Annotated in this window: 20 protein-coding genes; 16 read left to right on the forward strand and 4 right to left on the reverse strand. The window is 64.5% G+C overall.

All coding sequences use genetic code 11. From position 1 onward, the window contains the following. Positions 1 to 197 precede the first annotated feature (197 nt). The 7 genes from AC3D25_RS04105 to AC3D25_RS04135 all read left to right on the forward strand — a co-directional run bounded on the left by AC3D25_RS04105 (position 198) and on the right by AC3D25_RS04135 (position 8,565). Positions 198 to 1,403 carry a phosphoglycerate kinase gene (locus AC3D25_RS04105; RefSeq protein ID WP_488887200.1) on the forward strand — a complete coding sequence of 402 codons (1,206 nt, stop codon included), beginning with the start codon at positions 198 to 200 and terminating at the stop codon, positions 1,401 to 1,403. A 403-nt stretch (positions 1,404 to 1,806) separates the two neighbouring features. Next, positions 1,807 to 3,243, forward strand: a complete 1,437-nt coding sequence (gene pyk, locus AC3D25_RS04110) for a pyruvate kinase (RefSeq protein ID WP_488889590.1) — start codon at positions 1,807 to 1,809, stop codon at positions 3,241 to 3,243. Between the two features lie 241 nt (positions 3,244 to 3,484). After that, positions 3,485 to 4,549 (forward strand): class II fructose-bisphosphate aldolase, encoded by a 1,065-nt coding sequence (fba, locus tag AC3D25_RS04115; RefSeq protein WP_488887201.1) that lies wholly within the window; start codon positions 3,485 to 3,487, stop codon positions 4,547 to 4,549. A gap of 178 nt (positions 4,550 to 4,727) precedes the next feature. Continuing rightward, a complete protein-coding gene (locus AC3D25_RS04120) occupies positions 4,728 to 5,642 on the forward strand; it encodes a phosphoribosylaminoimidazolesuccinocarboxamide synthase (protein WP_488887202.1) in 915 nt (304 codons plus the stop codon). Positions 5,643 to 5,730: 88 nt separating this feature from the next. Then, positions 5,731 to 6,249 (forward strand): 5-(carboxyamino)imidazole ribonucleotide mutase, encoded by a 519-nt coding sequence (gene purE, locus AC3D25_RS04125; RefSeq protein WP_488887203.1) that lies wholly within the window; start codon positions 5,731 to 5,733, stop codon positions 6,247 to 6,249. A gap of 74 nt (positions 6,250 to 6,323) precedes the next feature. Continuing rightward, positions 6,324 to 7,517 carry a 5-(carboxyamino)imidazole ribonucleotide synthase gene (locus AC3D25_RS04130; protein WP_488887204.1) on the forward strand — a complete coding sequence of 398 codons (1,194 nt, stop codon included), beginning with the start codon at positions 6,324 to 6,326 and terminating at the stop codon, positions 7,515 to 7,517. A gap of 10 nt (positions 7,518 to 7,527) precedes the next feature. Further along, entirely contained in the window at positions 7,528 to 8,565 is a 1,038-nt protein-coding gene (locus tag AC3D25_RS04135) for an L-threonylcarbamoyladenylate synthase (protein WP_488887205.1), read from the forward strand. A gap of 82 nt (positions 8,566 to 8,647) precedes the next feature. Here AC3D25_RS04135 and AC3D25_RS04140 read toward each other — a convergent pair whose 3' ends face one another. The 3 genes from AC3D25_RS04140 to dacB all read right to left on the reverse strand — a co-directional run bounded on the left by AC3D25_RS04140 (position 8,648) and on the right by dacB (position 12,565). Continuing rightward, positions 8,648 to 9,796 carry an SGNH/GDSL hydrolase family protein gene (locus AC3D25_RS04140; protein ID WP_488887206.1) on the reverse strand — a complete coding sequence of 383 codons (1,149 nt, stop codon included), beginning with the start codon at positions 9,794 to 9,796 and terminating at the stop codon, positions 8,648 to 8,650. A 124-nt stretch (positions 9,797 to 9,920) separates the two neighbouring features. After that, entirely contained in the window at positions 9,921 to 10,826 is a 906-nt protein-coding gene (locus AC3D25_RS04145; protein ID WP_488887207.1) for a sterol desaturase family protein, read from the reverse strand. Between the two features lie 146 nt (positions 10,827 to 10,972). Then, positions 10,973 to 12,565 carry a D-alanyl-D-alanine carboxypeptidase/D-alanyl-D-alanine endopeptidase gene (gene dacB, locus AC3D25_RS04150; RefSeq protein ID WP_488887208.1) on the reverse strand — a complete coding sequence of 531 codons (1,593 nt, stop codon included), beginning with the start codon at positions 12,563 to 12,565 and terminating at the stop codon, positions 10,973 to 10,975. A gap of 186 nt (positions 12,566 to 12,751) precedes the next feature. On the opposite strand from dacB, the gene AC3D25_RS04155 reads away from it, so the two are divergent. From AC3D25_RS04155 to AC3D25_RS04180, 6 genes are all read left to right on the forward strand, one after another. Continuing rightward, positions 12,752 to 13,414 (forward strand): response regulator, encoded by a 663-nt coding sequence (locus tag AC3D25_RS04155; RefSeq protein ID WP_488887209.1) that lies wholly within the window; start codon positions 12,752 to 12,754, stop codon positions 13,412 to 13,414. Continuing rightward, positions 13,415 to 14,725 (forward strand): ATP-binding protein, encoded by a 1,311-nt coding sequence (locus AC3D25_RS04160; RefSeq protein WP_488887210.1) that lies wholly within the window; start codon positions 13,415 to 13,417, stop codon positions 14,723 to 14,725. Between the two features lie 87 nt (positions 14,726 to 14,812). After that, the gene (locus AC3D25_RS04165) at positions 14,813 to 16,333 is read left to right on the forward strand and encodes a DegQ family serine endoprotease (RefSeq protein ID WP_488887211.1); all 1,521 of its coding nucleotides are present in this window, start codon (positions 14,813 to 14,815) and stop codon (positions 16,331 to 16,333) included. A gap of 154 nt (positions 16,334 to 16,487) precedes the next feature. Continuing rightward, a complete protein-coding gene (locus AC3D25_RS04170; RefSeq protein ID WP_488887212.1) occupies positions 16,488 to 16,970 on the forward strand; it encodes a carboxypeptidase regulatory-like domain-containing protein in 483 nt (160 codons plus the stop codon). Positions 16,971 to 17,184: 214 nt separating this feature from the next. Then, positions 17,185 to 17,553 carry a DUF427 domain-containing protein gene (locus tag AC3D25_RS04175; protein ID WP_488887213.1) on the forward strand — a complete coding sequence of 123 codons (369 nt, stop codon included), beginning with the start codon at positions 17,185 to 17,187 and terminating at the stop codon, positions 17,551 to 17,553. A 65-nt stretch (positions 17,554 to 17,618) separates the two neighbouring features. Next, a complete protein-coding gene (locus tag AC3D25_RS04180) occupies positions 17,619 to 18,392 on the forward strand; it encodes an SRPBCC family protein (RefSeq protein WP_488887214.1) in 774 nt (257 codons plus the stop codon). A gap of 3 nt (positions 18,393 to 18,395) precedes the next feature. On the opposite strand, the gene AC3D25_RS04185 is transcribed toward AC3D25_RS04180, so the two are convergent. Further along, the gene (locus AC3D25_RS04185) at positions 18,396 to 19,043 is read right to left on the reverse strand and encodes a TetR family transcriptional regulator (RefSeq protein WP_488887215.1); all 648 of its coding nucleotides are present in this window, start codon (positions 19,041 to 19,043) and stop codon (positions 18,396 to 18,398) included. A 455-nt stretch (positions 19,044 to 19,498) separates the two neighbouring features. Here AC3D25_RS04185 and AC3D25_RS04190 point away from each other — a divergent pair, with 455 nt between their 5' ends. The 3 genes from AC3D25_RS04190 to AC3D25_RS04200 are packed head-to-tail and all read left to right on the forward strand — an operon-like array spanning position 19,499 to position 25,502. Beyond that, positions 19,499 to 20,728: an efflux RND transporter periplasmic adaptor subunit gene (locus AC3D25_RS04190; RefSeq protein WP_488887216.1), complete on the forward strand. Its 1,230-nt coding sequence runs from the start codon at positions 19,499 to 19,501 to the stop codon at positions 20,726 to 20,728. A gap of 18 nt (positions 20,729 to 20,746) precedes the next feature. Further along, positions 20,747 to 23,929, forward strand: coding sequence for an efflux RND transporter permease subunit (locus AC3D25_RS04195; RefSeq protein WP_488887217.1), 3,183 nt, complete (start codon positions 20,747 to 20,749; stop codon positions 23,927 to 23,929). 1 nt (position 23,930) lies between these two features. Further along, positions 23,931 to 25,502, forward strand: a complete 1,572-nt coding sequence (locus AC3D25_RS04200) for an efflux transporter outer membrane subunit (protein WP_488887218.1) — start codon at positions 23,931 to 23,933, stop codon at positions 25,500 to 25,502. Positions 25,503 to 25,538: the final 36 nt, after the last annotated feature.

Raw genomic sequence — 25,538 nt, forward strand, 5'->3', positions numbered from 1 at the left:
CTCCTCGCTTTTGTTCTCGATTTCGTTCTCGATTTCGCTTCAGCCTTCTGCCGTTCCGGGCTGGTCCGAACGTCGCATTTCCCCGGCGATTCCGCGAACCGGCGGCCGCCGCGTCTGTGCGCGTCTCGCACGTCGCACGTTGCGGCCCTATCCGCTTCGCTCGCCTGAACCGCTTTCCTAATCACACGTTGACTCCCATGACGAAAGTACTGCGTTTCACCGATCTGATCGCCGAAGGCAAAGTCTCGGCCAAGCGCATCTTTATCCGCGCCGACCTCAACGTTCCGCAAGACGACCAGGGCAACATCACCGAAGACACGCGGATCCGCGCGTCGGTGCCTGCCATTCAGGAAGCGCTCGCGGCGGGCGCGGCGGTGATGGTTACGTCCCATCTGGGCCGCCCGACCGAAGGCGCTTTCAAGCCGGAAGACTCGCTCGCGCCGGTCGCGAAGCGTCTCGGCGAACTGCTCGGCCGCGACGTGCCGCTGGTGGCGAACTGGGTGGACGGCGTGGAAGTGCAGCCGGGCAACGTCGTGCTGCTAGAAAACTGCCGCTGCAACAAAGGCGAGAAAAAGAACGACGACGCGCTGTCGCAAAAGCTCGCGAAGCTCTGCGATATCTACGTGAACGACGCTTTCGGCACCGCGCATCGCGCCGAAGCGACGACCAACGGCATCGCCAAATATGCGCCCGTCGCGTGCGCGGGCCCGCTGCTCGCCGCCGAACTCGACGCGCTCGGCAAGGCGCTCGGCAACCCGAAGCGCCCGCTGGTCGCGATCGTCGCCGGGTCGAAGGTGTCCACCAAGCTGACCATTCTCAAGTCGCTGGCCGAAAAAGTGGATCAGCTGATCGTGGGCGGCGGGATCGCCAATACGTTCATGCTGGCGTCGGGCCTGAACATCGGTAAGTCGCTGGCGGAGAAGGATCTGCTCGACGAAGCCAAGACCATCATCGATCAAGCCCGCGCGCGCGGCGCATCGGTGCCGATTCCGAGCGATGTCGTCACCGCGAAGGAATTCGCGCCGACAGCGAAAGCCGAAACCAAGGCCGTCGATCAGGTGCAGGACGACGATCTCATTCTCGACATCGGCCCGGACACCGCGAAGGCGCTCGCCGCGCAACTGGAAAAGGCGGGCACGATCGTGTGGAACGGGCCGGTCGGCGTGTTCGAATTCGACCAGTTCGGCAACGGCACGAAGACGCTCGCGGAAGCCATCGCGAATTCCCCGGCGTTCTCGATCGCGGGCGGCGGCGATACCCTCGCGGCCATCGCGAAATACGGCATTCACGACAAAGTCAGCTACATCTCGACCGGTGGCGGCGCGTTCCTCGAATTCCTCGAAGGCAAGACCTTGCCGGCGGTGGAAGTGCTCGAAGCACGCGCGGCGGCGGGCGCGCAATAAGTTGGCGACGCGAGCCAGGACGGAGAAGAAGGGCGCGCGCGAGGCCGGACGCGCGCAAAACAACAACATAAAGGAGCACGCGGCCATGGCTCGCGAAACAGACGCACAAGCAGACGCAAACGCAGACGCACAAGCAGGACCCGCAGGTGAATCAGAAGTCAGCAACGAAACGAATCCGCAGCAACCCGCCGACGCCGGTCTCACCCCTGCCGATGCCATCGCGTCGGCGGTACTGATCGGCGGGATCGAGGAGCTGCCGGAACAGAAACAGCAGCAATCCCAATATCAAAAAGCGACGCCGGCCGGATCCGGCGCGCGCCCGCAGCCGGTGAGCAATACCTCACCGTCGGCGCAACGTGCTCGCAGCGCCGTATCAGGCGGTTCCACCCAGACGAGGAGTTCCATGCATCGCGCCACAAAGATTGTCGCCACTATCGGCCCCGCTTCCAGTTCACCGGAAATCCTCCTGAAAATGATGGAGGCGGGTCTCGATGTCGTCCGCTTCAACTTCTCGCACGGCACCGCCGACGACCATCGTCAGCGCGCCGAGTGGGTTCGAGAGGCGGCGCGTCAGGTGGGCCGCGAAGTCGCGCTGATGGCGGACCTGCAAGGTCCGAAAATCCGCGTCGGCAAATTCGAGAACGGCAAGACCATGCTGGTGGCGGGCAATCCGTTCATTCTCGACGCGCGTTGCCAGCTCGGTAACGACGACCGCGTCGGCCTCGATTACCCGGACCTGCCGCGCGACCTGCGTCCCGGCGACATCCTGCTGCTGAACGACGGGCTGATCGTGCTCGACGTGACGCGCGTGATCGGCGAGGAAATCCACACCACCGTGAAGGTGGGCGGCGAACTGTCGAACAACAAGGGCATCAACCGGCAGGGCGGCGGGCTGACCGCGCCGGCGCTGACCGAGAAGGACATGGAAGACATCAAGACCGCGATGTCGCTCGGCGCGGATTTTGTCGCGGTATCGTTCCCGAAGAACGCGACCGACATGGAAATGGCGCGTCAACTGGCGAATATCGCCGGCGCGCCTTACGGCATCAAGCCGAAGATGATCGCGAAGATCGAGCGCGCGGAAGCGATTCCGGCGCTGCAAGGTATTCTCGATGCGTCCGACGGCATCATGGTCGCGCGTGGCGATCTGGCCGTGGAAGTCGGCAATGCGGCGGTTCCGGCGTTGCAGAAACGCATGATCCGTATGGCGCGGGAGTCGAACAAGCTCGTCATCACGGCGACGCAGATGATGGAATCCATGATCCACGCGCCCGTGCCGACGCGCGCGGAAGTGTCGGACGTGGCGAATGCCGTGCTCGACGGCACGGACGCGGTGATGCTGTCGGCGGAAACGGCGGCGGGCAAATATCCGGTCACGACCATCGAAACCATGGCCGCGATCTGTCTCGAAGCGGAGAAGTCGGAAGATTCGCTGCTCGACCGCGACTTCCTCGACCGCACGTTCACGCGGATCGACCAGTCCATCGCGATGGGCGCGCTGTTCACGGCGTTCCATCTGGGCGCGAAGGCGATCGTGGCGCTGACGGAATCGGGCGCGACCGCGCTCTGGATGTCGCGCCACTGGACCCATGTGCCGATTTTCGCGCTCACGCCGCGCTTGGGCAGCGAGCGGGCGATGTCGCTGTTCCGTAACGTGACGCCGCTGCATCTGGATACGAACACCGACCGCGATACCGCGCTCAGCCAGGCGCTGGAAGTCGTGGTATCGAAGGGCTATGCCGCGCTCGGCGACATGGTGGTGCTGACCGTCGGCGAGCCGATGGGCGCGGCGGGCGGCACGAACACGCTGAAGATCGTGCGGGTGGGCGATCCGTATTGATCCGATCTGATGCGGCACCGGGGTCGGCGGCTTCTGCGCCGTCCGCGTGCCGCACTCCGCAATTCCGATGCGAACGAAAAGGCCCGCGAATTTCTCTCCGCGGGCCTTTGACATTGGCATTAAGCGTGACGAAATGCGTATGAACGCACGCAGGCGCACTGAAATAGCGCTTGCCAACCGCTAAAATCCCGAAAAATTTAGCCGCACGCAAAGATTTCGTTTCATCTTTAGGAGCTACACCATGCCTCTCGTATCAATGCGTCAACTGCTGGACCACGCGGCTGAAAACGGCTACGCGTTGCCGGCATTCAACGTGAATAATCTGGAACAGGTGCAAGCCATCATGTCGGCGGCCGATCAGGTCGGCGCGCCGGTCATCATGCAGGCGTCCGCCGGCGCGCGGAAGTACGCGGGCGAAGCGTTTCTGCGCCATCTGATCGAAGCGGCGGTGGAATCGTATCCGCACATTCCGGTCGTGATGCATCAGGATCACGGGCAGTCGCCGGCGGTTTGCATGGCGGCCATTCGCAGCGGTTTCACCAGCGTGATGATGGACGGCTCGCTCGAAGGCGACGGCAAGACGGTGGCGTCCTACGAGTACAACGTCGATGTGTCGCGCAAGGTCGTGGATGCGGCGCATTCGATCGGCGTGACGGTGGAAGCGGAACTCGGCGTGCTCGGTTCGCTGGAAACCATGAAGGGCGACAAGGAAGACGGCCACGGCGCGGAAGGCACGATGACGCGCGAGCAGTTGCTCACCGACGTCGAGCAGGCCGCCGATTTCGTGAAGCTCACGCAATGCGATGCGCTAGCGATTGCCATCGGCACTTCGCACGGCGCGTACAAGTTCACAAAGAAGCCGACGGGCGACATCCTCGCCATTCAGCGCATCAAGGAAATTCACCAGCGCATTCCGAATACGCACCTCGTGATGCACGGTTCGTCGTCGGTGCCGCAGGATTTGCTGGCTGAAATCCGCGAATTCGGCGGCGACATGAAGGAAACCTACGGCGTGCCGGTCGAGGAAATCCAGGAAGGCATCAAGAACGGCGTGCGCAAGGTCAATATCGATACCGACCTGCGTCTGGCGATTACTGCTGCGATTCGTCGTTATATGGGCGAAAACCGCTCGAAATTCGATCCGCGCGATTACCTGAAGCCGGCGCGCGACGCCGCGAAAAAGATCTGCGTCGAACGTTACATGCAGTTCGGCTGCGAAGGCCAGGCCGCGAAGATCAAGCCGGTGCCGCTCGACAAGATCGCCGAGAAGTACAAATCCGGCGAACTGTCACAGATCGTCAGATAAGGTCGCTTCGGTAGTAAAATCAACGGGTTCCGTCCAACGGAACCCGTTTGTCTTTGGATCGCCGTTCCTGCAGCACCCGGGGAACGGCGTTTGGTTTTTTCTTTTTGGCTTATGTTGGTCGTTGCGGCGCGCGGCTTGACGCGGCGCCGTGTTGCGCCACTTTTTCCGGTAGATGACGATGTCGACCCCGAATTTGACTCCGAGCCTGGCTCTTTACGAATCCACGCTGAAATCGCTGCCGCTGCTCGGCCGCGGCAAAGTCCGCGACAACTACGCAGTCGGTCAGGACAAGCTCCTGATCGTGACGACGGACCGCCTTTCGGCGTTCGACGTCATCATGGGCGAGCCGATTCCGAACAAGGGCCGCGTCCTGAACCAGATGGCCGATTTCTGGTTCGACAAGCTCGCGCACATCGTCCCGAATCACAACACGGGGATCGACCCGGCAACGGTGGTCGCCGCCGACGAAGCCGCGCAGGTCAAGGGCCGCGCGGTCGTGGTGAAGCGTCTGGAGCCGATTCTCGTGGAAGCTGTCGTGCGCGGATATCTGGCGGGCAGCGGCTGGAAGGACTATCAGGCGACGGGTTCGGTCTGCGGCGTGGAACTGCCGCCCGGCCTGCAAAACGCCGAAAAGCTGCCCGAGCCGATCTTCACGCCCGCCGCGAAGGCCGAAATGGGTCATCACGACGAAAACATCACCTACGATGAGATGGAACGTCGGATCGGCACGGAATTGTCGGCCACGATCCGCGACATCTCCATCAAGCTGTACAAGGAAGCGGCCGAGTACGCGGCGACGCGCGGCATCATCATCGCGGACACGAAGTTCGAGTTCGGTCTCGACAATCGCGGCCAGTTGTTCCTGATGGACGAAGTGCTGACCGCCGATTCCTCGCGCTTCTGGCCGGCGGACGGTTATCAGATCGGCACGAATCCGCCTTCGTTCGACAAGCAGTTCGTGCGCGACTGGCTCGAAACCCAGCCGTGGAAGAAGGAACCGCCCGCACCGCAACTGCCGGACGACGTGATCGCGAAGACCGCGGAAAAGTACGAGGAAGCGCTGCAGCGCCTGACCGGCCAGACGCTGGCTTGACGCCATTGCTTGAGGCAAGCCCGGCTGCACCATGCAGCCTTCGAGAATCGGCCGCTTTAGAGCGGCGTTCAAACAGGAAAGCAGCACGATGAGCGAAGTTCAGCCCGCACACACGCACAGCGCGCCGTTGGTCGGCGTGCTGATGGGATCGAGTTCCGACTGGGACGTGATGAAGAACGCGGTGGCGATCCTCCAGGAATTCGGTGTGCCTTACGAGGCGAAGGTGGTCTCGGCGCACCGCATGCCCGACGAAATGTTCGAGTACGCCGAAAAGGCGCGCGAGCGCGGCTTGCGCGCGATCATCGCGGGCGCGGGCGGCGCGGCGCATCTGCCGGGCATGCTGGCCGCGAAAACGACCGTTCCGGTGCTCGGCGTGCCGGCGGTCAGCAAATATCTGAAGGGCGTCGATTCGCTTCACTCGATCGTGCAGATGCCGAAGGGCGTACCGGTCGCGACGTTCGCCATCGGCGAGGCGGGCGCGGCGAACGCGGCGCTGTTCGCGGTGGCGATGCTCGGCGTGGTCGATGAAACTTATGCGAATCGCCTGGACGCATTTCGCGCGCGCCAGAACGAAGCTGCGCACGCGATGGTGTTGCCGCCGCTGTAACGTTTTTCCCGTAGCAAGACCGGGCGCGCGGCGGGCAACGGCCCGCCGGGAACGCCCGTGACCGATCACACACGATGAACCCACAAAATTCTCCGGTTTCACCCATTCTGCCGGGCGCCTGGCTCGGCATGGTCGGTGGCGGCCAGCTTGGCCGCATGTTCTGTTTCGCCGCGCAGTCGATGGGCTATCGCGTCGCCGTGCTCGATCCTGACGAAACGAGTCCGGCGGGCGCCGTCGCGGATCGCCATATCCGCGCGGCCTACGACGACAAGACCGCGTTGACCGAACTCGCGCGCCTGTGCGCGTCGGTCTCGACGGAATTCGAGAACGTGCCTGCCGCGAGCCTCGATTTCCTCGCGAACACCACGTTCGTCAGTCCGGCCGGGCGCTGTGTCGCCATTGCGCAGGATCGCGTGGCGGAGAAGCGCTTTATCGCTTCGACCGGCGTGCCGGTTGCGCCCCACGTGGTGATCGAGTCGCCCGAGGCGCTCGCCGCCATTCCGGACGCCGCGATCGCCGCCGTGCTGCCCGGCATCCTGAAAACGGCGCGGCTCGGCTACGACGGTAAAGGGCAAATCGGCGTGCGCAACGTCGAGGAAGCGCGCACGGCCTACGGTTCGCTGTCCGGCGTGCCGTGCGTGCTGGAAAAGCGTTTGCCGCTGAAATACGAGGTGTCGGTATTGATCGCGCGGGGCGGCGACGGCAAATCGGCCGTCTTTCCGCTCGCGCAGAACCAGCATCTCGACGGCATTCTCGCGAAAACCGTGGTGCCCGCGCCGGACGCGCCCGCGTCGCTGGTCGCGCAGGCGCAGGACGCCGCGCTCACGATTGCCGCGAAGCTCGGCTATGTGGGCGTGCTCTGCGTGGAGTTTTTCATCCTCGAAGACGGCTCGCTGATCGCCAATGAAATGGCGCCGCGTCCGCACAACTCGGGCCATTACACCGTCGATGCCTGCGCGACCAGCCAGTTCGAGCAGCAAGTGCGCGCGATGACCGGCATGCCGCTCGGCGACACGCGCCAGCATTCGCCGGCCGCGATGCTCAATATTCTCGGCGATGTCTGGTTCCAGGGCGGCGCGGACAAGGCGCGCATGCCGCCGTGGCACGACGTCGCGGCGATGCCGACCGCGCGGCTGCATCTGTACGGCAAGGAAGAGGCGCGGCCGGGCCGCAAGATGGGCCACATCAACTTCACCGCGCCGACGCTCGAAGAAGCGCGCGGCGCGGCGCGCGACTGTGCGCGCATGCTGCACATTCCGCTCGACTGAGCGCCGCGCGATGAGCATTCTTTACCCGAGCGCCGCGCAAATCGACGAAGCCGCCGCGTTGCTCGCGGCGGGCGAACTGGTCGCGTTTCCGACCGAAACAGTCTACGGGCTCGGCGGCGACGCCGAGAATCCGGACGCCATCGCGCGCATCTACGCGGCGAAAGGCCGGCCGGCGAATCATCCGGTGATCGTGCATCTCGCGCCGAATGGCGATCCGGCGTACTGGGTGGAAACGCTTTCGGCGGATGCGCAGAAGCTGATCGACGCGTTCTGGCCCGGTCCGCTCACGCTCATTCTCAAGCGCGCCGCGCACATTCCGGCGGCGGTCAGCGGCGGGCAGGATTCGGTCGGCATTCGCTGTCCTTCACATCCGGTCGCGCAGTTGCTACTCAGCGCGTTCTCCGCGCGCCGCGATGGCCATGGCGGCGTGGCGGGGCCGTCCGCGAATCGTTTCGGCCACGTCAGCCCGACCACCGCGCAACATGTCCGCGATGAATTCGGCGCGTCCGTGCATGTGCTCGACGGCGGCGCGGCGGCGGTCGGTATCGAATCGACCATTCTGGATTTGTCGCGCGGCTTTCCCGCGCTGTTGCGGCCGGGCCACGTCAGCCCGCAGGACATCGCCGACGTGCTCGGCGTCGCGCCGCGTTTGCCGGACGGCTCGGACGCGACCGCGCCGCGCGCGTCCGGCACGCTGAAAGCGCATTACGCGCCGCGCACGCCGCTCGCGTTGCTGCCGTTTTCCGGGATCGCGCCGTTGCTAACGGAGCATGGCGAACAAAGCGGCCAGCGCGGCGGCCAGCGCAAGATCGCGCTGGTCGCGCGGGCGTCGAGCGCCGGTGCGTGGGCGGATGCGCGCAACGTACACTTCATCGCCGCGCCGGAAGATCCGCAAAGCTACGCGCGCGATCTTTACGGCCTGCTGCGCGCGCTGGATCGCGCGAATGTGGAGCGGATTCTGATCGAGAAACTGCCGGAGTCGATCGAGTGGATCGCGGTGAACGACCGGCTCGGCCGCGCGGCGGCGGCTTTCGAGGCGCAGGAATGACGGCGCTCGATTTTCTCCGCGCCCAATAAAAAACGCCCGGTCGAGACCGGGCGTTTTTGCTTCTGCGCATAGCGTTTGCGGCTTACTTGCCGAGGCCCGACTGCGCGATGCGCGACTCCACGTACTGCGAGAACAGCAAGTGCAGGTGCGTCGTCGGATGGACCGTGTCCGCGTACATGTAGGTCTGGTCGGCGTTCGGCGCGGTGTAGGTCTGCGGCGAGCAGAACAGCGACGAACCGAAGCCCGTCGGGTTCGGCAGGCCGTTGGCCGTGGCGCTGGCGACCATCGACTGAAGGTTGCACGCCGTGCCCGTGTTCGACACCGTGAAGCCGTTCGACTGATAGTTGGCGGTGATTCCGTCCACCCAGCCGTATGCGTCGATGTAGATCACCTTGTTCGCGATGCCGAGCGCTGCGAGGCGTGCCTGGAGCGCGTCGTTGAAGCCCTTCGACACTTGCGAGATCAGCGCGGTCTGCGTCGGATCGGAGACGCCGAGCGGTGTGCCGCCGATATCCGGAATGCCCGACACCACGACGTGCGTCGCGCCCTTCCCGAGGATCGCCTGCGCGACGCCCGCAAGCTGGTAAGCCGCCGTCCCGACCGCCAGCGTCGCCGCCTGGAGCGCGGCCGGAACCGTGGTCGGATCGGTGGCTTTCGCCGTTGCAACGGCCGTCAGCGCGGCGAAGATATCGTTCGCGCCGCCGTTCAGCAGAACCAGCTGGTTCGCGTTGAAGCTGCCGTGATCGGTCAGGTATTGCGTGAGCTGGGCCGTGACCGGGATGGTCGTGGCTTGCGAGTACGCGTCGGTCGCCGCGCCCGTCGTGGCGTGACCCTGACCCGGCTGCAACGCGACGCGCGAGCCGCCCTGCGCATAACCGTAACCGCCTGCCGCGACGAGCGGCTTGCCGAAGCCGCCGACTTGCGCCGCGGTCAGCGTATCGCCGTAATACTGCGCGACGTTCTGGGTCCAGACCTGGCCCGGATTCGTCGTGAAACGGCCGCCGCCGAAGCTCGACGTGACGACCGGCGCATACGTGCCGACGTCCGACAAACTGTCGCCGAACGATACGACTTGCAGCTTCACGCCGCCCGGCGGCAACGCCGGCGTGTTGTTGTCATCGCCGCCGCCCCCGCAGGCGGCGATCACAGCGAAAGCCGCGCAAGCGGCGGAAATGCGTGCCACGCGAATGCATGCTGCGCGGCGGGTGTCTTTCAGGTTCATCGACTTCATCTCCTCGTTCCTCGTCTCTTCTGTTGTGTGTCTCGATCTGTGTCGCGGCTCTTGCGCCGCGAATCGGATTTTTGGGTTCAATGCGCCGCGAACGGAGCCGGGCGTTAGCTTACCGAATCTTTCCTTATTTTTGAGATGTTTCAAACAGCGCCACATCGCCTTTGCGCTCTTGACCGGCTTGCTGTCGCAATTGCGCCACCCATTCGGGCGGACCGACGAGCGCGCCGAGCTTGTTTCGCCAGCCGGCGAGACGCGCGGTATCCGCGAACATCGCGCGCCATTCGTGGAATGTGGCGACGAGCGGATTGAAGGTATGGAGCGGATCGACAATGCCGTATTGCGGCGGTTCGTTTGGATCTTCCTCGACGAAACTGCCGAACAGCCGGTCCCAGATCACCAGCACGCCGGCGTAATTCCGGTCGATATAGCGCGGATTGCGCGCGTGATGGACGCGATGAATGGACGGCGTGTTGAACACCCATTCGATCCAGCCGAGCTTCGCGGCCGTTTGCGTATGGACGAAGAACTGGAACGCGAGATTGAGCAGCACGACCGCGACGATCTGCTTCGGCGGAAAGCCCAGAACGGCGAGCGGCAGCCAGAAGAGCCACATTCCGGCGATCGGATACATGAGGCTCTGGCGGAACGCCGTCGAGAAATTAAGCCGCTCGGACGAGTGATGGACGACATGCGCCGCCCACAGCCAGCGCACCCGATGACTCATGCGGTGAAACACGTAATAGAGCAGGTCTTGAGCGACGAACAGCACGAGAAACGACAGCCACGACGCGGGCCAGGACATCAGCCGGTAGTGCGCGTAGACGTAGGTGTAAATCGGGATGACAACGGGCCACGCGAGTTTATCGGCGGCTTGATGGAACAGCGCGAGCGCGGTGTTGCAGAGCGTATCGGCGAGGCTGTAGAGCCGCGCCTCGGGCCGCGTGCGATGCAGATGCCACGCTTCCCAGCCGATGCAGGCAATAAATACCGGCGCTAACGCAAGCAGAAGCAATTCGGCATCGAATTGCATGGATGTCTCCTTCGGGAAGCTGTTTTTTTGACGTGTCGTCGAGGCGGTCTTTGCCGCCTGCCCGACAGCGTACACGCGGCTCGCAGGTGCGCGCCGCCAACTTCGTAGAAGGATTCTTCCAGCTTTTTACGCGGCGTTTCCGCGCCTTATTCCGCCGTGCCCGGCTTGCGCGCGCCTTCGTAGACCCATTCGAGCAGCGCGTCGTGCGCCGCGCGGGCCGCTTCCGAACGCGGATCGTTGATGAAACTCACCACCACGTAGCTCTCGCCATTCGCCGCGCCCACGTAGCCCGCGATCGCCCGCACGTCGCGCAGCGTGCCGGTCTTGATGTGCGCGTTGCCGAGCGCGCCCGCGTTCGACAGCCGGTTGCGCATCGTGCCGTCGACGCCCGCGATCGGCAGCGACTCCACGAAAACCTGCGCGACCGGGCTCGAATTCGCGGCGATCAGGAGATCGGCGAGCGACTGCGCGCTGATGTGTTCGTCGCGCGAGAGGCCGGAGCCGTTGTCGAGCACGAGGCCGGGCATCGGCAGCGCGTTGCGGTGCAGGAACGAGAGGATCGCCTGCGATGACTTCGCGGTGGTCGCGGGCGGCTTGGCCGAGGCCGCGCCGATCGTGAGGAACAGGTTGCGGGCCATCACGTTGTTGCTGAACTTGTTGATGTCGCGGACGATTTCCGAGAGCACCGGGCTGCGGTGCGTACCGACGAGCCGCGCGTTCGCGGGCGTCGGCCCTTCGCGCGTCGTGCCGGCGAACGTGCCGCCCGCCTGCTTCCAGAGCGCGAGAAAGCCACCGGCGAAGAAGGTGGAATGATCGAGCGCGGCGACGTTGATCGTGCGCGAGCCGCAGCGCAGTGGGTAATCGCCGATGAACGACGCCTGCACGAAGCCGCCCGTGGTCTGCGACACGCTCGGCGACGCGGCCGGCAGCGTGCCCGCGCACGCGCCGCGCGTCACGCGCAGTTCGTTGTCGATCTGAAGCTGCGCGAGTTGCGGCAGCACGTCGATCGCGACTTGCCCGTCCGGGCTCGGCGTGAGCGTGAACGTGAGCGACTTGAACGCGTAGAGCAGCGGATCGGGACCGACGTTGTACGGCGCCGTTTCGTCGTTGTCGAAGGCGGGCAGATCGCGCGTGGAAGGATCGAAGTAGCGCTTGTCGAGCACCAGGCCACCGTCGATCCCTGTGATGCCGTTCTTGCGGATTTGATCGACGAGGTCGATCAGTTCTTCGGGTACGAGCTTCGGGTCGCCGGTGCCTTCGATATAGAGATTGCCGTGCAGCACGCCCGCCGCGTCGACCTGGCCGTCGGCATAGGCCGTGGTCTTCCAGCGGTAATCCGGCCCAAGTATCGAGAGACCGGAATAGGTGGTGACGAGCTTCATCGTCGAGGCAGGGAGCATCGGCTCGCCCGCGTTGATCGCGACGAGCGGCACGGCCGCGCCGATGCGCTGCACGACCACGCTCATCGACGAAAGCGGCACGTGCGCGCGCGCGAGTCCGGCCATGACCGATGCCGGCAGCGGACCGGCCGGCACGGCGACGCGCTCGGCGCGTTTGTTCTTGCCGAACGCGCGGGCGGCGCGGGCGGCACGATTCGGCGATTGCGTCTGCTCGGCTTTCGAGCCGCCGCGCGCAGCGGCGGGCGGCGCGTAGACGGCGGCGGCGCCGAACGCGAGGGCGGTCAATAAGGCGAGCGAAAGCTGCGGAAAACTGAATTTCGATACGGAAGCGAGCGGCATGTAGTGCGTCGGAAGCGAGTAATGCGAGTGTTAGGCTGCGGCGCCGGGCGGTGAGCCGGTATTGTAGACAGCTTATCGACGGGCGTCGGCGCGGTGTGTCTCGGACGCGTCCTTAAGCCCCGTTTAATCCCGCGCCTGCCCGCCGCGGCTAGAATGGACGGCTCCATTCCCGCCCCAGATCAAGCCATGCGAATCCTGCTAGTCGAAGATGACCGAATGATCGCCGAGGGCGTGCGCAAGGCGCTGCGCAGTGACGGCTTCGCGGTCGATTGGGTGCAGGATGGCGAAGGCGCGCTGACCGCTGCCGGAGGCGAACCTTACGATCTCATGCTGCTCGATCTCGGGCTGCCGAAGCGCGACGGCCTCGACGTCCTGAAAAGCCTGCGCGCGCGCGGCAACAAACTGCCGGTGCTGATCGTGACCGCGCGCGACGCGATCGCGGACCGCGTGAAAGGCCTCGACGCCGGCGCGGACGATTACCTCGTGAAGCCGTTCGATCTCGACGAACTCGGCGCCCGCATGCGCGCGCTGATCCGGCGTCACGCGGGGCGCGGCGAGTCGCTGGTGCGCCACGGCGCGCTCACGCTCGACGCCGTCGGCCATCAGGTCACGCTCGACGGCGCGCCGGTCGCATTGTCGGCGCGCGAATTCGCGTTGCTCGAAGCGCTGATGGCGCGGCCCGGCGCGGTGCTCTCCAAGAGCCAGCTCGAAGAGAAAATCTACGGGTGGGGCGAGGAAATCGGCAGCAATACGGTCGAGGTCTACATCCACTCGCTGCGCAAGAAACTCGGCGCGGACCTGATTCGAAACGTGCGCGGACTCGGCTATATGGTCGCGAAGGACGCGTAGATGCATTCGATCCGCCGACAACTGCTCGTCTGGCTGCTCGCGCTGGTGATTGTCGGTGTGGGGTTTGCCGGATGGCTGATTTACCGGCAGGCGCTCGCCGAAGCAAACGAACTCTTCGATTACCAGCTTGAGCAGATCGCCGCCGCGCTGCCGTCGGAGCCGTTTTCGTCGGTGCTCACGTCGCGCGGCGGCAGCGAGGAAGGCGTCGTCATTCAAATCTGGAACCGCAACGGCGTGCTGATGTACTACTCGCATCCGCGCGTGCCGCTCGCGCCGCACGCCGAACTCGGCTTCTCCACGGAGATGACGGCGCGCGGCGAATGGCGCGTGTACAGCGCGATCGTCGGCGATAACGTCGTGCAGCTCGCGCAGCCGCTGTCCATCCGCAACCGGCTTGCGGCGGGCGTCGCGTGGCGCACGTTGTGGCCGCTCGTGCTGCTGTTGCCGTTTCTCGGGCTTGCGGTGTGGGTGATCGTCGGGCGAGGGCTCGCGCCGCTTCAGCGCGTGACGCACGCGCTCGACACGCGCCATCCGGAAGCGCTCGATCCCTTGCCGGATCGGCGTTTGCCGGGCGAAGTGCAGCCGGTGGTTCACGCGCTGAACGCGTTGCTCGCGCGGCTCGCGACCGCGCTCGATACACAAAAGGCGTTTGTCGCCGATGCCGCGCACGAGTTGCGCACGCCGCTCGCCGCCGTGCAGATTCAGGCGCAACTGGTGGCGCGCGCCCGCGACGACGATTCGCGCAAGGAAGCGCTCGCGGATCTGCAGGCGGGCATCACGCGCGCCACGCGGCTCGCCGAGCAACTGCTCGCGCTCGCCCGCTCGGAGCCGGACGGCGCGAGCGCGAACAAGCCAGTGGATCTGCACGCGCTGCTCGACAGTTGTGTCGGCGGCGCGGTGTTGCTCGCGCAGCAGCGCGGCGTCGATCTTGGGATCGAGCAGAACGAAAAGAGCGAGCTGGCGACCATCGAAGGCGATCCGGAAGCGCTGCGCGTGATGCTCAACAATCTCATCGATAACGCGACTAAGTACACGCCGCAGGGCGGTTCCGTCGATGTGAGCCTCGTGATAGAAGACGAGCGCCCGGTCGTGCGGATCGCGGATAGCGGCCCGGGCATTCCGGCCGACGAGCGCGAGCGCGTGTTCGACCGGTTTTATCGCGTGGGCGAGGGCGCGAGCCGGGCGCGTACCGATGTCGCGGGCAGCGGACTTGGGCTTGCCATCGTGCGGCGGATCGCGCTGAAGCACGGCGCGCGCGTGGAACTCGGCGAATCGCGGATGGGCGGACTGCTCGTCGCCGTGCGCTTTTAAAACGAAACCAACTTTAAGCGGCCTTTAAGCGGCGTCCCATAATCTTCGTTTCATCCCAGAACGCATCCTTATCGTCAGGAGCACTCGATGAAAGCGAAGATTTTCTCCCGCAGCGCGGTTGCAGTCGCGGTTGCCGTTGCCTTGTCGGCGGGCTACGTGGCCGGACACAAAAACGTCCCGGCGCCGCAGGTCATTCCCGCCGCGCAAGCCGCGATGATGCCCGCCGAGGCTGCCGCCAAAACCGGCATTCCCGACTTCTCCGGTCTCGTCGAAACCTACGGCCCCGCTGTGGTCAACATCAGCGCGAAGCATGTCGTGAAGCAGGCGTCGGCGCGCCGCGGCGGCGGTAGCGGCCAGTTGCCGATCGACCCGAGCGATCCGTTCTACCAGTTCTTCAAGCACTTCTACGGCGGCGTGCCCGGCATGGGCGGCAACGGCGGCGGCGACGATGGCGCGGGCGGCGCGGACCGCGCGAGCGAAAGCCTCGGCTCGGGCTTCATCGTGAGCGGCGACGGCTACATCCTGACGAACGCGCACGTCGTGGACGGCGCGAATGTCGTCACCGTGCGCACCACCGACAAACGCGAATACCGCGCAAAAGTGGTCGGCGCGGACAAGCAATCGGACGTCGCGGTGCTGAAGATCGAAGCGAAAGACCTGCCGACGGTGAAGATCGGCGATCCGAACGGCAGCAAGGTCGGCCAGTGGGTCGTCGCGATCGGTTCGCCTTACGGTTTCGACAACACGGTGACGTCCGGCATCATCAGCGCGAAGTCGCGCTCGCTGCCGAACGAGAACTACACGCCGTTCATCCAGACCGACGTGCCGGTGAATCCGGGCAACTCGGGCGGACCGCTGTTCAACTTGCAGGGCGAAGTGATCGGCATCAATTCGATGATCTATTCGCAAACGGGCGGCTTCCAGGGCCTTTCGTTCGCCATCCCGATCAACGAGGCGATCAAGGTGAAGGACGCGCTGGTGAAAACCGGTCACGTCGATCGCGGACGCCTCGGCGTGACCGTGCAGGGCATGAACCAGACGCTCGCGAATTCCTTCGGCATGCAGAAGCCGCAAGGCGCGCTCGTCAGTTCGGTCGAGCCGGGCGGTCCGGCGGCGAAGGCGGGTCTGCAACCCGGCGACGTGATCCTGTCGCTGAACGGCGAGCCGGTCGCCGATTCGAACGCGTTGCCGTCGCAGGTCGCGGGTCTGGCGCCGGGTAGCTCGGCGAAGGTGCAGGTGTGGCGCGACAAGGGCGCGAAGGACCTGAGCGTGACCATCGGCGCGCTGGCCGACGCCAAAACCGCTTCCGCCGACAAAGCGAACGGCGACGACGCAACGCAGGACGCGCGTCTCGGCGTCGCGGTCCGTCCGCTCACGCCCGAGGAAAAGCAGAGCGCGTCGCTCACGCGTGGCTTGCTGGTGCAGCAGTCCGGCGGCGCGGCGGAAAGCGCGGGCATCCAGGCGGGCGATGTGATTCTCGCGGTGAACGGCCAGCCGGTCACGAGCGTGCAGCAACTCAAGGCGATGGTGACGCACGCGGGCAACAGTCTCGCGCTGCTGATCCAGCGTGACGATGCGCAAATCTTCGTGCCCGTCGATCTCGGCTGAAGGCATTTCGTAGCGTCCTAGCGGTTCGTGCGGCGGCTTTGGCCGGGCACGAACCGTGCTGTTTCTGGCTGGCCCTATTTCACAATGCCACGTCCGAGCCGCTTTGTTGCATCGCGGCAGGACCGCAGGCAATGACCAACAAGGAGCCACCACAATGATCCAGAAAACCAGCGGCAAGCTGATCGCCGTCACCGTCTCCACCTTGCTCGCGATGACCGCAGCCAGCGGCGCGTGGGCGCAGGCATCGAGCGCCGGTACGAACGACATGAGTAGCGCCGGCAACACGAACGGCGGCGGTCTGCCGCAAGTCCAGCAGCAGGGCGATGTGTCGTACACATCGGGCGGCGTCGGCCTGGACGAATCGAAGGCATTGCTGGGCGCGCAGAACCAGTGGCCGCTGTCCTTGCGGTTTACCGGTCCCACGAGCGACTACCTTTCCGGCGTGCACGTGCGCGTGACCGACGCGCATCAGGCCGAAGTGCTGAACACCGAGGCGATGGGCCCCTACATGCTCGTCAAGCTGCGCCCGGGCCGCTACACCGTGTATGCGAAATACAAGGATCAGGAGCAGCAGCGCGCCGTAACCGTTGCCGGAAACGGTAAGGCAAAAGTGTCTTATCACTGGAATATCCAGTAAGTCCGACCCGATTCCGACCCGATTCCGACCTGGAAATAAACCCGCGGACTTAACGTGCAACTGCGCACACAAGCGAGCCCGGTTTGTCTCATAATGAAAGTCACGGGCGTCGTCGCCCGTGGCTTTTTTTTGTGCCGGGGTGCGCGGCGAACACGTTCGCAGCCTCGACGCCTGTGGCCTCGTTTTCTCTCAGCCGAACCGGGAGCGCACCACGATGAACGCCGACACGCAGCACACCGCTCACCGCATCGAGATCACGCTGAACCCGAGGCGTGCAAGGGTGATCCATCAGGGCGTCACTTACGCGGATACCCACGAATCGCTGACGCTCGCCGAGAGCGGATTGCCGCCTGTCCTCTATTTCCCGCGCGGCGATGTCAACATGGCGCGCCTCGCGCGTTCGGAACACACCTCGCATTGCCCGTTCAAGGGCGAAGCCACTTACTACCATCTGCTGACGGAAGACGGGCCGGTCGAAGACGCGGTCTGGAGCTACGAAAATCCAATCGACGGCGCCGAGCAGATCAAGGGTTTTCTCGCGTTCTATCCGTCGCGGGTCGATCGTATCGACGTCACGTCTTAGCGCAGCACGCTTGAAAGGGCCGCATCAAGAACGCACGATCACCGTCTTGCCTGTGGGAGGCCGGGATGGAAATCACCGACGCGCTGCGCATTCCGCTCGATCCCGTTCACGTTCGCGAGGCGCTCGGCGACCTCGCGCTGTTACGCGCGAGTCTCGACAATTGCGAATCGTTTGTTTTGCTGCCAAGCGGCGAGTACGCGCTCACCGTGACCATTCCGCTCGGCGCGTTGCGATCGCGCTACGAAATCCGCGCGCACACGGCGGGCGAGACGCGGGCGACGGCGCACGCGAACGCGAATGCGTCCGTCGATGCGCATACCTTGAGCTTCAAGGCGCGCGGCGAGGGCGTCGGTTCGCTGCGCGGACAGATCGCGGTCGCGCTGACGCCGGATGCGGGCGGCGCGGCGACCTGGATCGACTACACGGTGTGGGCGACGGTCAGCGGCCCGCTGGCCGGATTGCCGTCGCGGCAGATAGAAAATGCGCTGCGCCAGGCTGCCGACGAATTTTTCTCCGAATTCTGCGAAGTGGTGCGAGCGAAGCACGGCGAGCCGGGCGAGTGCGAGACTAACGCGACGGCGCGGCGTCACGTATTTCTGCGGCCGAGCGTGATGTCCGGGTCGTTCGCGCGCCGCGTGGGTTCGCTGCCGCGCGCCACGGCTGCCGAGACCGCGGGAAGCGGCGTCCTGCGTCACCGTCTCGGCCATGCGTTCGGGCATCACGATCACGATCATTCCCACGATCCGCATCCGCTCGGCCTGCCGGGCTGGGCGTGGGCTACGATGCTCGCCTGCGTCGCGCTGTTCGCGTATTTCGCGCAGCACGTCGGGTTGAATTAGCGTTTAGCTAGTTGGCTCAGGCCGCAGCATGTGCGGGCTGTATCGCATGGTGTCGAAGCACGCGTCGATCAGCCGTTCCGTGTCTTTTTCCAGATCCACGCTTTCGGGCAGCATCAGCGAGTCGCGCAGGATGCCCGTGAACAGCGCGTGCAGCAGCGTGGTCGCGTGACGCGTATCGAGCCGCGCCGGAAGCTGGCCTTTATCGACCGCGTTGCGCAAGCCGGCCTCGATATTCTCGATTCCCTCGCGCATGTTGTTCTGGTGGCGCTCGCGCACCGGCCCCATTTCCTCGACGAACTCGCACTTCAGAAAAAGGATGTCGAACACGCGCCGGCGCTGGTCGTCGAGCGCGATATTGCGCATGCACCAGATAAAAATATAACGAAGCCGGCCGAGCGGATCGGCTTCTTTCGGATCGAGCGTCGCGGCGACCAGTTCGTCGAGCGGCAGCAGGCTGCGGTCGAACATGGCCGTGAACAAATCGCCTTTATTGGCGAAATGCCAGTAGATCGCGCCACGCGTGACGCCGGCAGCGTGCGCGATGTCGGCGAGCGACGTCCGCGATACGCCTTTTTCAAAAAAAACCCGTTCCGCCGCGTCGAGGATCTGGTTGCGCGTCTCAAGCGCTTCTTCTTTTGTTCGTCTGACCATAGCGTCCGGTTCCCGCCCGCTCCATCTTGAAAATGCTTTCAAAAACAGCTATTTAACTTATTGCGGCGCAACAATGTCGAAGGTTTGTACATCGGCGTCGATATGAGGGAGACGAATCCCCTCACGGCGTGCCAAAGGGCGAACGATCGTCTCTTTTACATTCATTCGTGAATGTATATACAATACCATCCGACCACCGATAGCCCAAGCAGCGTTGACCGGTTAATATCCGACACAGCTTTTTATTCGCACGCTCCGTAATCGCCGCCCGGATTCACTCCCCTGCGGCATCGTGGCGCCTCCCTGGCGTGGCGAACGCGCGCGAATGACTGGCCGGATACCGAGCGTGTTCTGTGCCGGATATCGGTCAGCGTCTCACTACGCTTACACGCGGCCCGCTCGTAGAAAGCGGCCGCGGACTCACTTCACTCTCAGTCTTTGACAGAGGTCGCTCCATGCGCGTCGAACGGGTTCCATTCCGCTTAATCAGTGCCGCGACGGCTGCCGTGATTCTTGCAGCCTGCGGACAAAAACAATCGGCACCGCCGCCCCAGACGCCTGAAGTCGGCGTCGTTACCGTCCAGCCCACCACGGTGCCGGTGACGACCGATCTTCCCGGCCGCACCAGCGCGTTCCTGAACGCGCAAGTGCGTGCGCGTGTCGACGGAATCGTGCTGCGCCGCGAATTCACCGAAGGCGCCGACGTGAAAGCCGGCCAGCGTCTCTACAAGATCGATCCGGCGCCGTACATCGCCACGCTGAACAGCGCGAAGGCGTCGCTCGCGAAGGCGCAAGCCAATGTCACGACGCAAAACGCGTTGACCGCGCGCTACAAGGTGCTGGTCGCGGCGAACGCCGTGAGCAAGCAGGACTACGACAACGCCGTCGCGGCGCAAGGCCAGGCCGTCGCGGATGTCGCGTCGGGCAAGGCGGCAGTCGATACCGCGCAGATCAACCTCGGCTACACCGACGTCGTCTCGCCGATCACCGGCCGGATCGGCCTGTCGCAGGTCACGCCGGGCGCGTACGTGCAGGCGAGCGCGGCGACGCTCCTCGCGACCGTCCAGCAACTGGACCCGGTCTACGTGGACTTGACGCAATCGAGCGTGGACGGCCTCAAGCTGCGCCGCGAAATCCAGGAAGGGCGCCTGCAAACGAGCGGCATCAACGCGGCGAAAGTCACGCTGCAACTGGAAGACGGCCGCAACTACAGCGAGAGCGGCAAGCTCCAGTTCTCGGACGTGAGCGTCGATCAGGGCACGGGTTCCGTGACCGTGCGCGCCATTTTCCCGAACAAGGACCGCGTGCTGCTGCCGGGCATGTTCGTGCATGCGCGTATCGACGAAGGCGTGAACAACAAGGCGATCGTCGTGCCGCAGATCGGCGTGACGCACGACCAGAAGGGCCAGCCGGTCGCGCTCGTGGTCGATGCGGACAACAAGGTCTCGCAACGCAATCTCGTGACCTCCGCGACCTACGGCAGCAACTGGGTGGTCGACAGTGGCCTGAATCCGGGTGATCGCGTGGTCGTGAACGGCGTGGAGAAAGTGAAGCCCGGCATGACGGTGAAGCCGGTGGAAGCGCAGTCGCCCGCGCAGCCGGCATCGGGCGCACAAGCGGCCGCGGCTCCCGCGGCAAGCGGCGCATCCGGCGCGGCTCCGGCCTCCGCTGCATCCGGCGCGTAATAACAGGGAGCCTGTTTCATGGCAAAGTTCTTTATCGATCGCCCGATTTTTGCGTGGGTGATCGCCATTATTCTGATGCTGGCGGGGATCGCTTCGATCTTCAACCTGCCGATCGCGCAGTATCCGACGATCGCGCCGCCGGCCATTCAGATCAGCGCGACGTATCCGGGGGCATCGGCGAGCACGGTGGAAAACACCGTGACGCAGGTGATCGAGCAGCAGATGAGCGGTCTCGACCACTTGCTGTATCTGTCCTCCACCAGTGACGATTCCGGCACGGCCACCATTACGCTGACGTTCGCGGCGGGGACCAATCCGGACATCGCGCAGGTGCAGGTGCAGAACAAGCTGCAGCTCGCGACGCCGCTGCTTCCGTCGGCCGTGCAGCAAAACGGCACGAAGGTGACCAAATCGAGCAGCAGCTTCTTGCTCGTGATGGCGTTCACCTCCGAAGACGGCAGCATGAACAAGTACGACCTCGCGAACTACGTGGCGTCGAAGATCCAGGATCCGGTCAGCCGGATCGACGGGGTCGGCACGGTCACGCTGTTCGGCTCGCAGTACGCGATGCGGATCTGGCTCGACGCGACCAAGCTCACGAACTACGGCCTGACGCCGGTGGACGTGAAGACCGCGATCACCGCGCAGAACGTGCAGGTGGCGGGCGGCGGTCTCGGCGGCACGCCGTCGGTGCCGGGCCAGATGCTGCAGGCGACCATCACGGAAGCCACGCTGCTGCAGACGCCCGAGCAGTTCGGCAACATCCTGCTGAAGGTGAACACGGACGGCTCGCAGGTTCGCCTGAAGGACGTCTCGCATATCGATCTGGGCGGCGAGAACTACAACTTCGACACTAAGTACAACGGTCAGCCGACCGCCGGCTTCGGTATTCAGCTCGCCACGGGCGCGAACGCGCTGCAGACGGCGAAGCTGGTTCGCCAGAAGATCGACGACCTGTCGAAGTACTTCCCGCACGGGCTGTCGGTGAAGTATCCGTATGACACGACGCCGTTCGTGAAGCTGTCCATCGAGGAAGTGGTCAAGACGCTGATCGAAGGCATCGTGCTGGTGTTCCTCGTGATGTATCTGTTCCTGCAGAACCTGCGGGCGACGCTGATTCCGACCATCGCCGTGCCGGTCGTGCTGCTCGGCACGTTCGCGATCATGTCGATCGTCGGCTTCTCGATCAACACGCTTTCCATGTTCGGGCTGGTGCTCGCCATCGGCTTGCTGGTGGACGATGCGATCGTGGTGGTGGAAAACGTCGAGCGGGTGATGGCCGAGGAAGGGCTGTCTCCACGCGACGCGACCCGCAAGGCGATGGACCAGATCACCGGCGCGCTGATCGGCGTGGCGCTCGTGCTGTCGGCGGTGTTCGTGCCGGTTGCGTTCTCGGGTGGTTCGGTCGGCGCGATTTACCGGCAGTTCTCGCTCACGATCGTGGCGGCGATGGTGTTGTCCGTGCTCGTCGCGTTGATTCTGACGCCGGCGCTGTGCGCGACCATCCTGAAGCCGATCCCGCAGGGCCATCACGAGGAGAAGAAGGGCTTCTTCGGCTGGTTCAACCGGACCTTCGAAAAGAGCCAGAAGAAGTATCACGGCGGTGTGGAGCACGTCATCCGGCGTTCGGGCCGCTGGCTCATCATCTATCTGGTGGTGATCGTGGCGGTGGGGATGCTGTTCGTGCGCCTGCCGAAGTCGTTCCTGCCGGACGAAGACCAGGGCACGATGTTCGTGCTGGTTCAGGCGCCGGTCGGCTCGACGCAGGAACGCACGGCCAAGGTGCTTGCCGACGTCAGCCACTACTTGCTGAACGACGAAAAGAGCATCGTGGAAGCGGTGTTCACGGTGAACGGCTTCAGCTTCGCCGGCCGCGGCCAGAACTCGGGTCTCGTGTTCGTGCGGATGAAGGACTACGGCGAGCGCCAGTCGTCGAACCAGAAGGTGCAGGCGCTGGTCGGCCGGATGTTCGGACACTTCGCGGGCTATAAGGACGCGATGGTGTTCCCGGTGAATCCGCCGTCCATTCCTGAACTCGGCACGGCGTCGGGCTTCGACTTCGAGCTGCAGGATCGCGCGGGCGTCGGCCACGCGAAGCTGATGGAAGCGCGCAATATGCTGCTCGGCATGGCCGCGAAGGATCCGTCGCTCGCGCAGGTGCGTCCGAACGGCCTGAACGACACGCCGCAGTTCAAGGTGAACGTGGATCGCGAGAAGGCGAACGCGCTTGGCATCACGACGGCCGATATCGACCAGACGTTCTCGATCGCGTGGGCATCGTCGTACGTGAACAACTTCCTCGACGTCGATAACCGGATCAAGAAGGTCTACGTGCAGGGCGATGCGAAGTTCCGCATGAACCCGGAAGACCTGAACAACTGGTACGTGCGCAATTCGGCGGGTGGAATGGTGCCGTTCGGCGCGTTCGGTTCGGGCGAGTGGATCTACGGTTCGCCCAAGCTGGAACGCTACAACGGTATTTCCGCGGTGGAAATCCAGGGCGCGGCGTCGCCGGGTAAATCGACGGGTCAGGCCATGACGGCGATCGAAGCGATCGCGGCCAAGTTGCCGGCGGGTATCGGCTACGAATGGACGGGTCTGTCGTATCAGGAACGCCAGTCGGGTTCGCAGGCGCCGGTGCTGTACGGCATCTCGATCCTCGTCGTGTTCCTGTGTCTCGCGGCGCTGTACGAAAGCTGGTCGATCCCGTTCTCGGTCATCATGGTGGTGCCGCTCGGCGTGCTCGGCGCGCTGCTCGCGGCCACGCTGCGCGGGCTGGAAAACGACGTGTTCTTCCAGGTCGGCTTGCTGACCACGGTGGGACTGTCGGCGAAGAACGCGATTCTGATCGTGGAATTCGCCCGCGAACTGCGCATGCAGGGCATGGGCACGGTCGAAGCGGCGGTGGAAGCGGCGCGGCTGCGGCTGCGTCCGATTCTGATGACGTCGCTCGCGTTCATTCTCGGTGTGCTGCCGCTTGCCATCAGTAACGGCGCGGGTTCGGCGAGCCAGCACGCGATCGGTACCGGCGTGATCGGCGGGATGCTGACGGCGACCTTCCTAGCGATTTTCATGATCCCGATGTTCTTTGTCGTGATCAGCAAGTTCAGCAAGTCGAAGGACACGCCGACGCCCGGCACGCACGCCGATATCGAAGGCCCGGGTCACAACGAAGACGGCGCGGCCAAGGAAGGACACTGAGATGCTTAAACACTCCTTGATGGCAACCGCCGTGGCGATTTTCGCGGCGGGCTGCACGATGATCCCGAAGTACGACCGGCCTGCCGCGCCGGTCACGCAGAGCTTCCCGGCGGGCGGCATCTACGATAACCAGCCGACCGCCGCTTCCCCGGCGAGCCAGGGCCATTCGGCGGACGCGAAACCGGCGGTGGAGATCGGTTGGCGCGATTTCTTCGTCGATCAGCGGCTGCAGCAGATCGTCGAACTTGCGTTGAAGAACAACCGCGATCTGCGCGTGTCGGTGCTGAACGTGGAAGCCGCGCGCGCGCAGTTTCAGATCACGCGCGCCGGGCTGTTCCCGACGCTCAACGCGGTCGGGAGCCAGAGCAAGTCGCGCACGCCGCGCGACCTGTCGTTCTTCGACCAGACGATCTCGAACCAGTATTCGGTCGGGGTGAACGCGTCGTGGGAAATCGACTTCTTCGGGCGGATTCGCAGCCTGAAGGAACAGGCTCTCGACCAGTTCTTCGCAATCGCGCAGAACCGCAAGGCGGCGGAAATCTCGCTGGTGTCGTCGGTGGCGGACCAGTATCTGACGATGCTCGCCTACGACGATCAGCTCACCGTTACCCGCAATACGCTGAAGACGGCGCAGGAGTCGTTCCGGATCACGAACCTGCAGTTCGAGAACGGCGTGGGATCGGAACTGGACGTGCGGCAATCGCAGGGCATTCTGGAACAGGCCGCGGCGAATCTGCAGTCGCAGTTGCGTCTGCGGGCGCAGGCTGAAAACGCGCTCGTGCTGCTGGTCGGCCAGCCGTTGCCGGACGATTTGCCGTCGGGCTTGCCGCTCGACAGTCAGAACCTGCTCTCGGATATTCCGGCCGGCTTGCCGTCGGATCTGCTGACGCGCCGTCCCGATATCGCCGCTGCCGAGCAGACGCTGCTCGCGGCGAACGCGAATATCGGCGCGGCACGGGCGGCATTCTTCCCGACCATTTCGCTGACCGGCAGCTTCGGCACGCTTTCGCCGACGCTCGGCGGTCTCTTCAAGCCGGGTTCCGCTGCGTGGTCGTTCGCGCCGCAGATTTCGCTGCCGATCTTCGAGGGCGGCACGAACGTCGCCAATCTCGATCTCGCGCAGGTGCAGAAGCGGATCGAAATCGCGAACTACGAGAAGACCATCCAGACGGCGTTCCGCGAAGTGGCGGACGGTCTGGCAGCGCGCGGCACCTACGACGACCAGATCCGCGCGCTCGAACGCTATACCGGTTCGCAGAGCCGCAGCCTGGAGTTGTCGGACCTGCGTTATCGCAATGGCGTGGACAACTATCTGGCGGTCCTGACGGCGCAAACCAACCTGTACACGGCGCAGCAGTTGCTGATCAATGCTCGCCTGTTGCGCCTGACGAACCTCGTGGACTTGTACCAGTCGCTCGGCGGCGGATGGATCGAGCATTCGGGCGATCAACCGCGTCCCGCCGATGCCCCGGTCGACTACAGCGCAAGCGCGCCCGTGGCGGCTTCGGCGCCTTCGAGTGCGGCCGCGGCGGCGCGGCCTGCGACGGTGGCGAAAGCCAGCGTGCCGGGCTGACGCTTCAGGTTCTTTCGCGTAATAAAAAACCGCAGT

Source organism: Caballeronia sp. SL1002 (genome assembly GCF_057814995.1).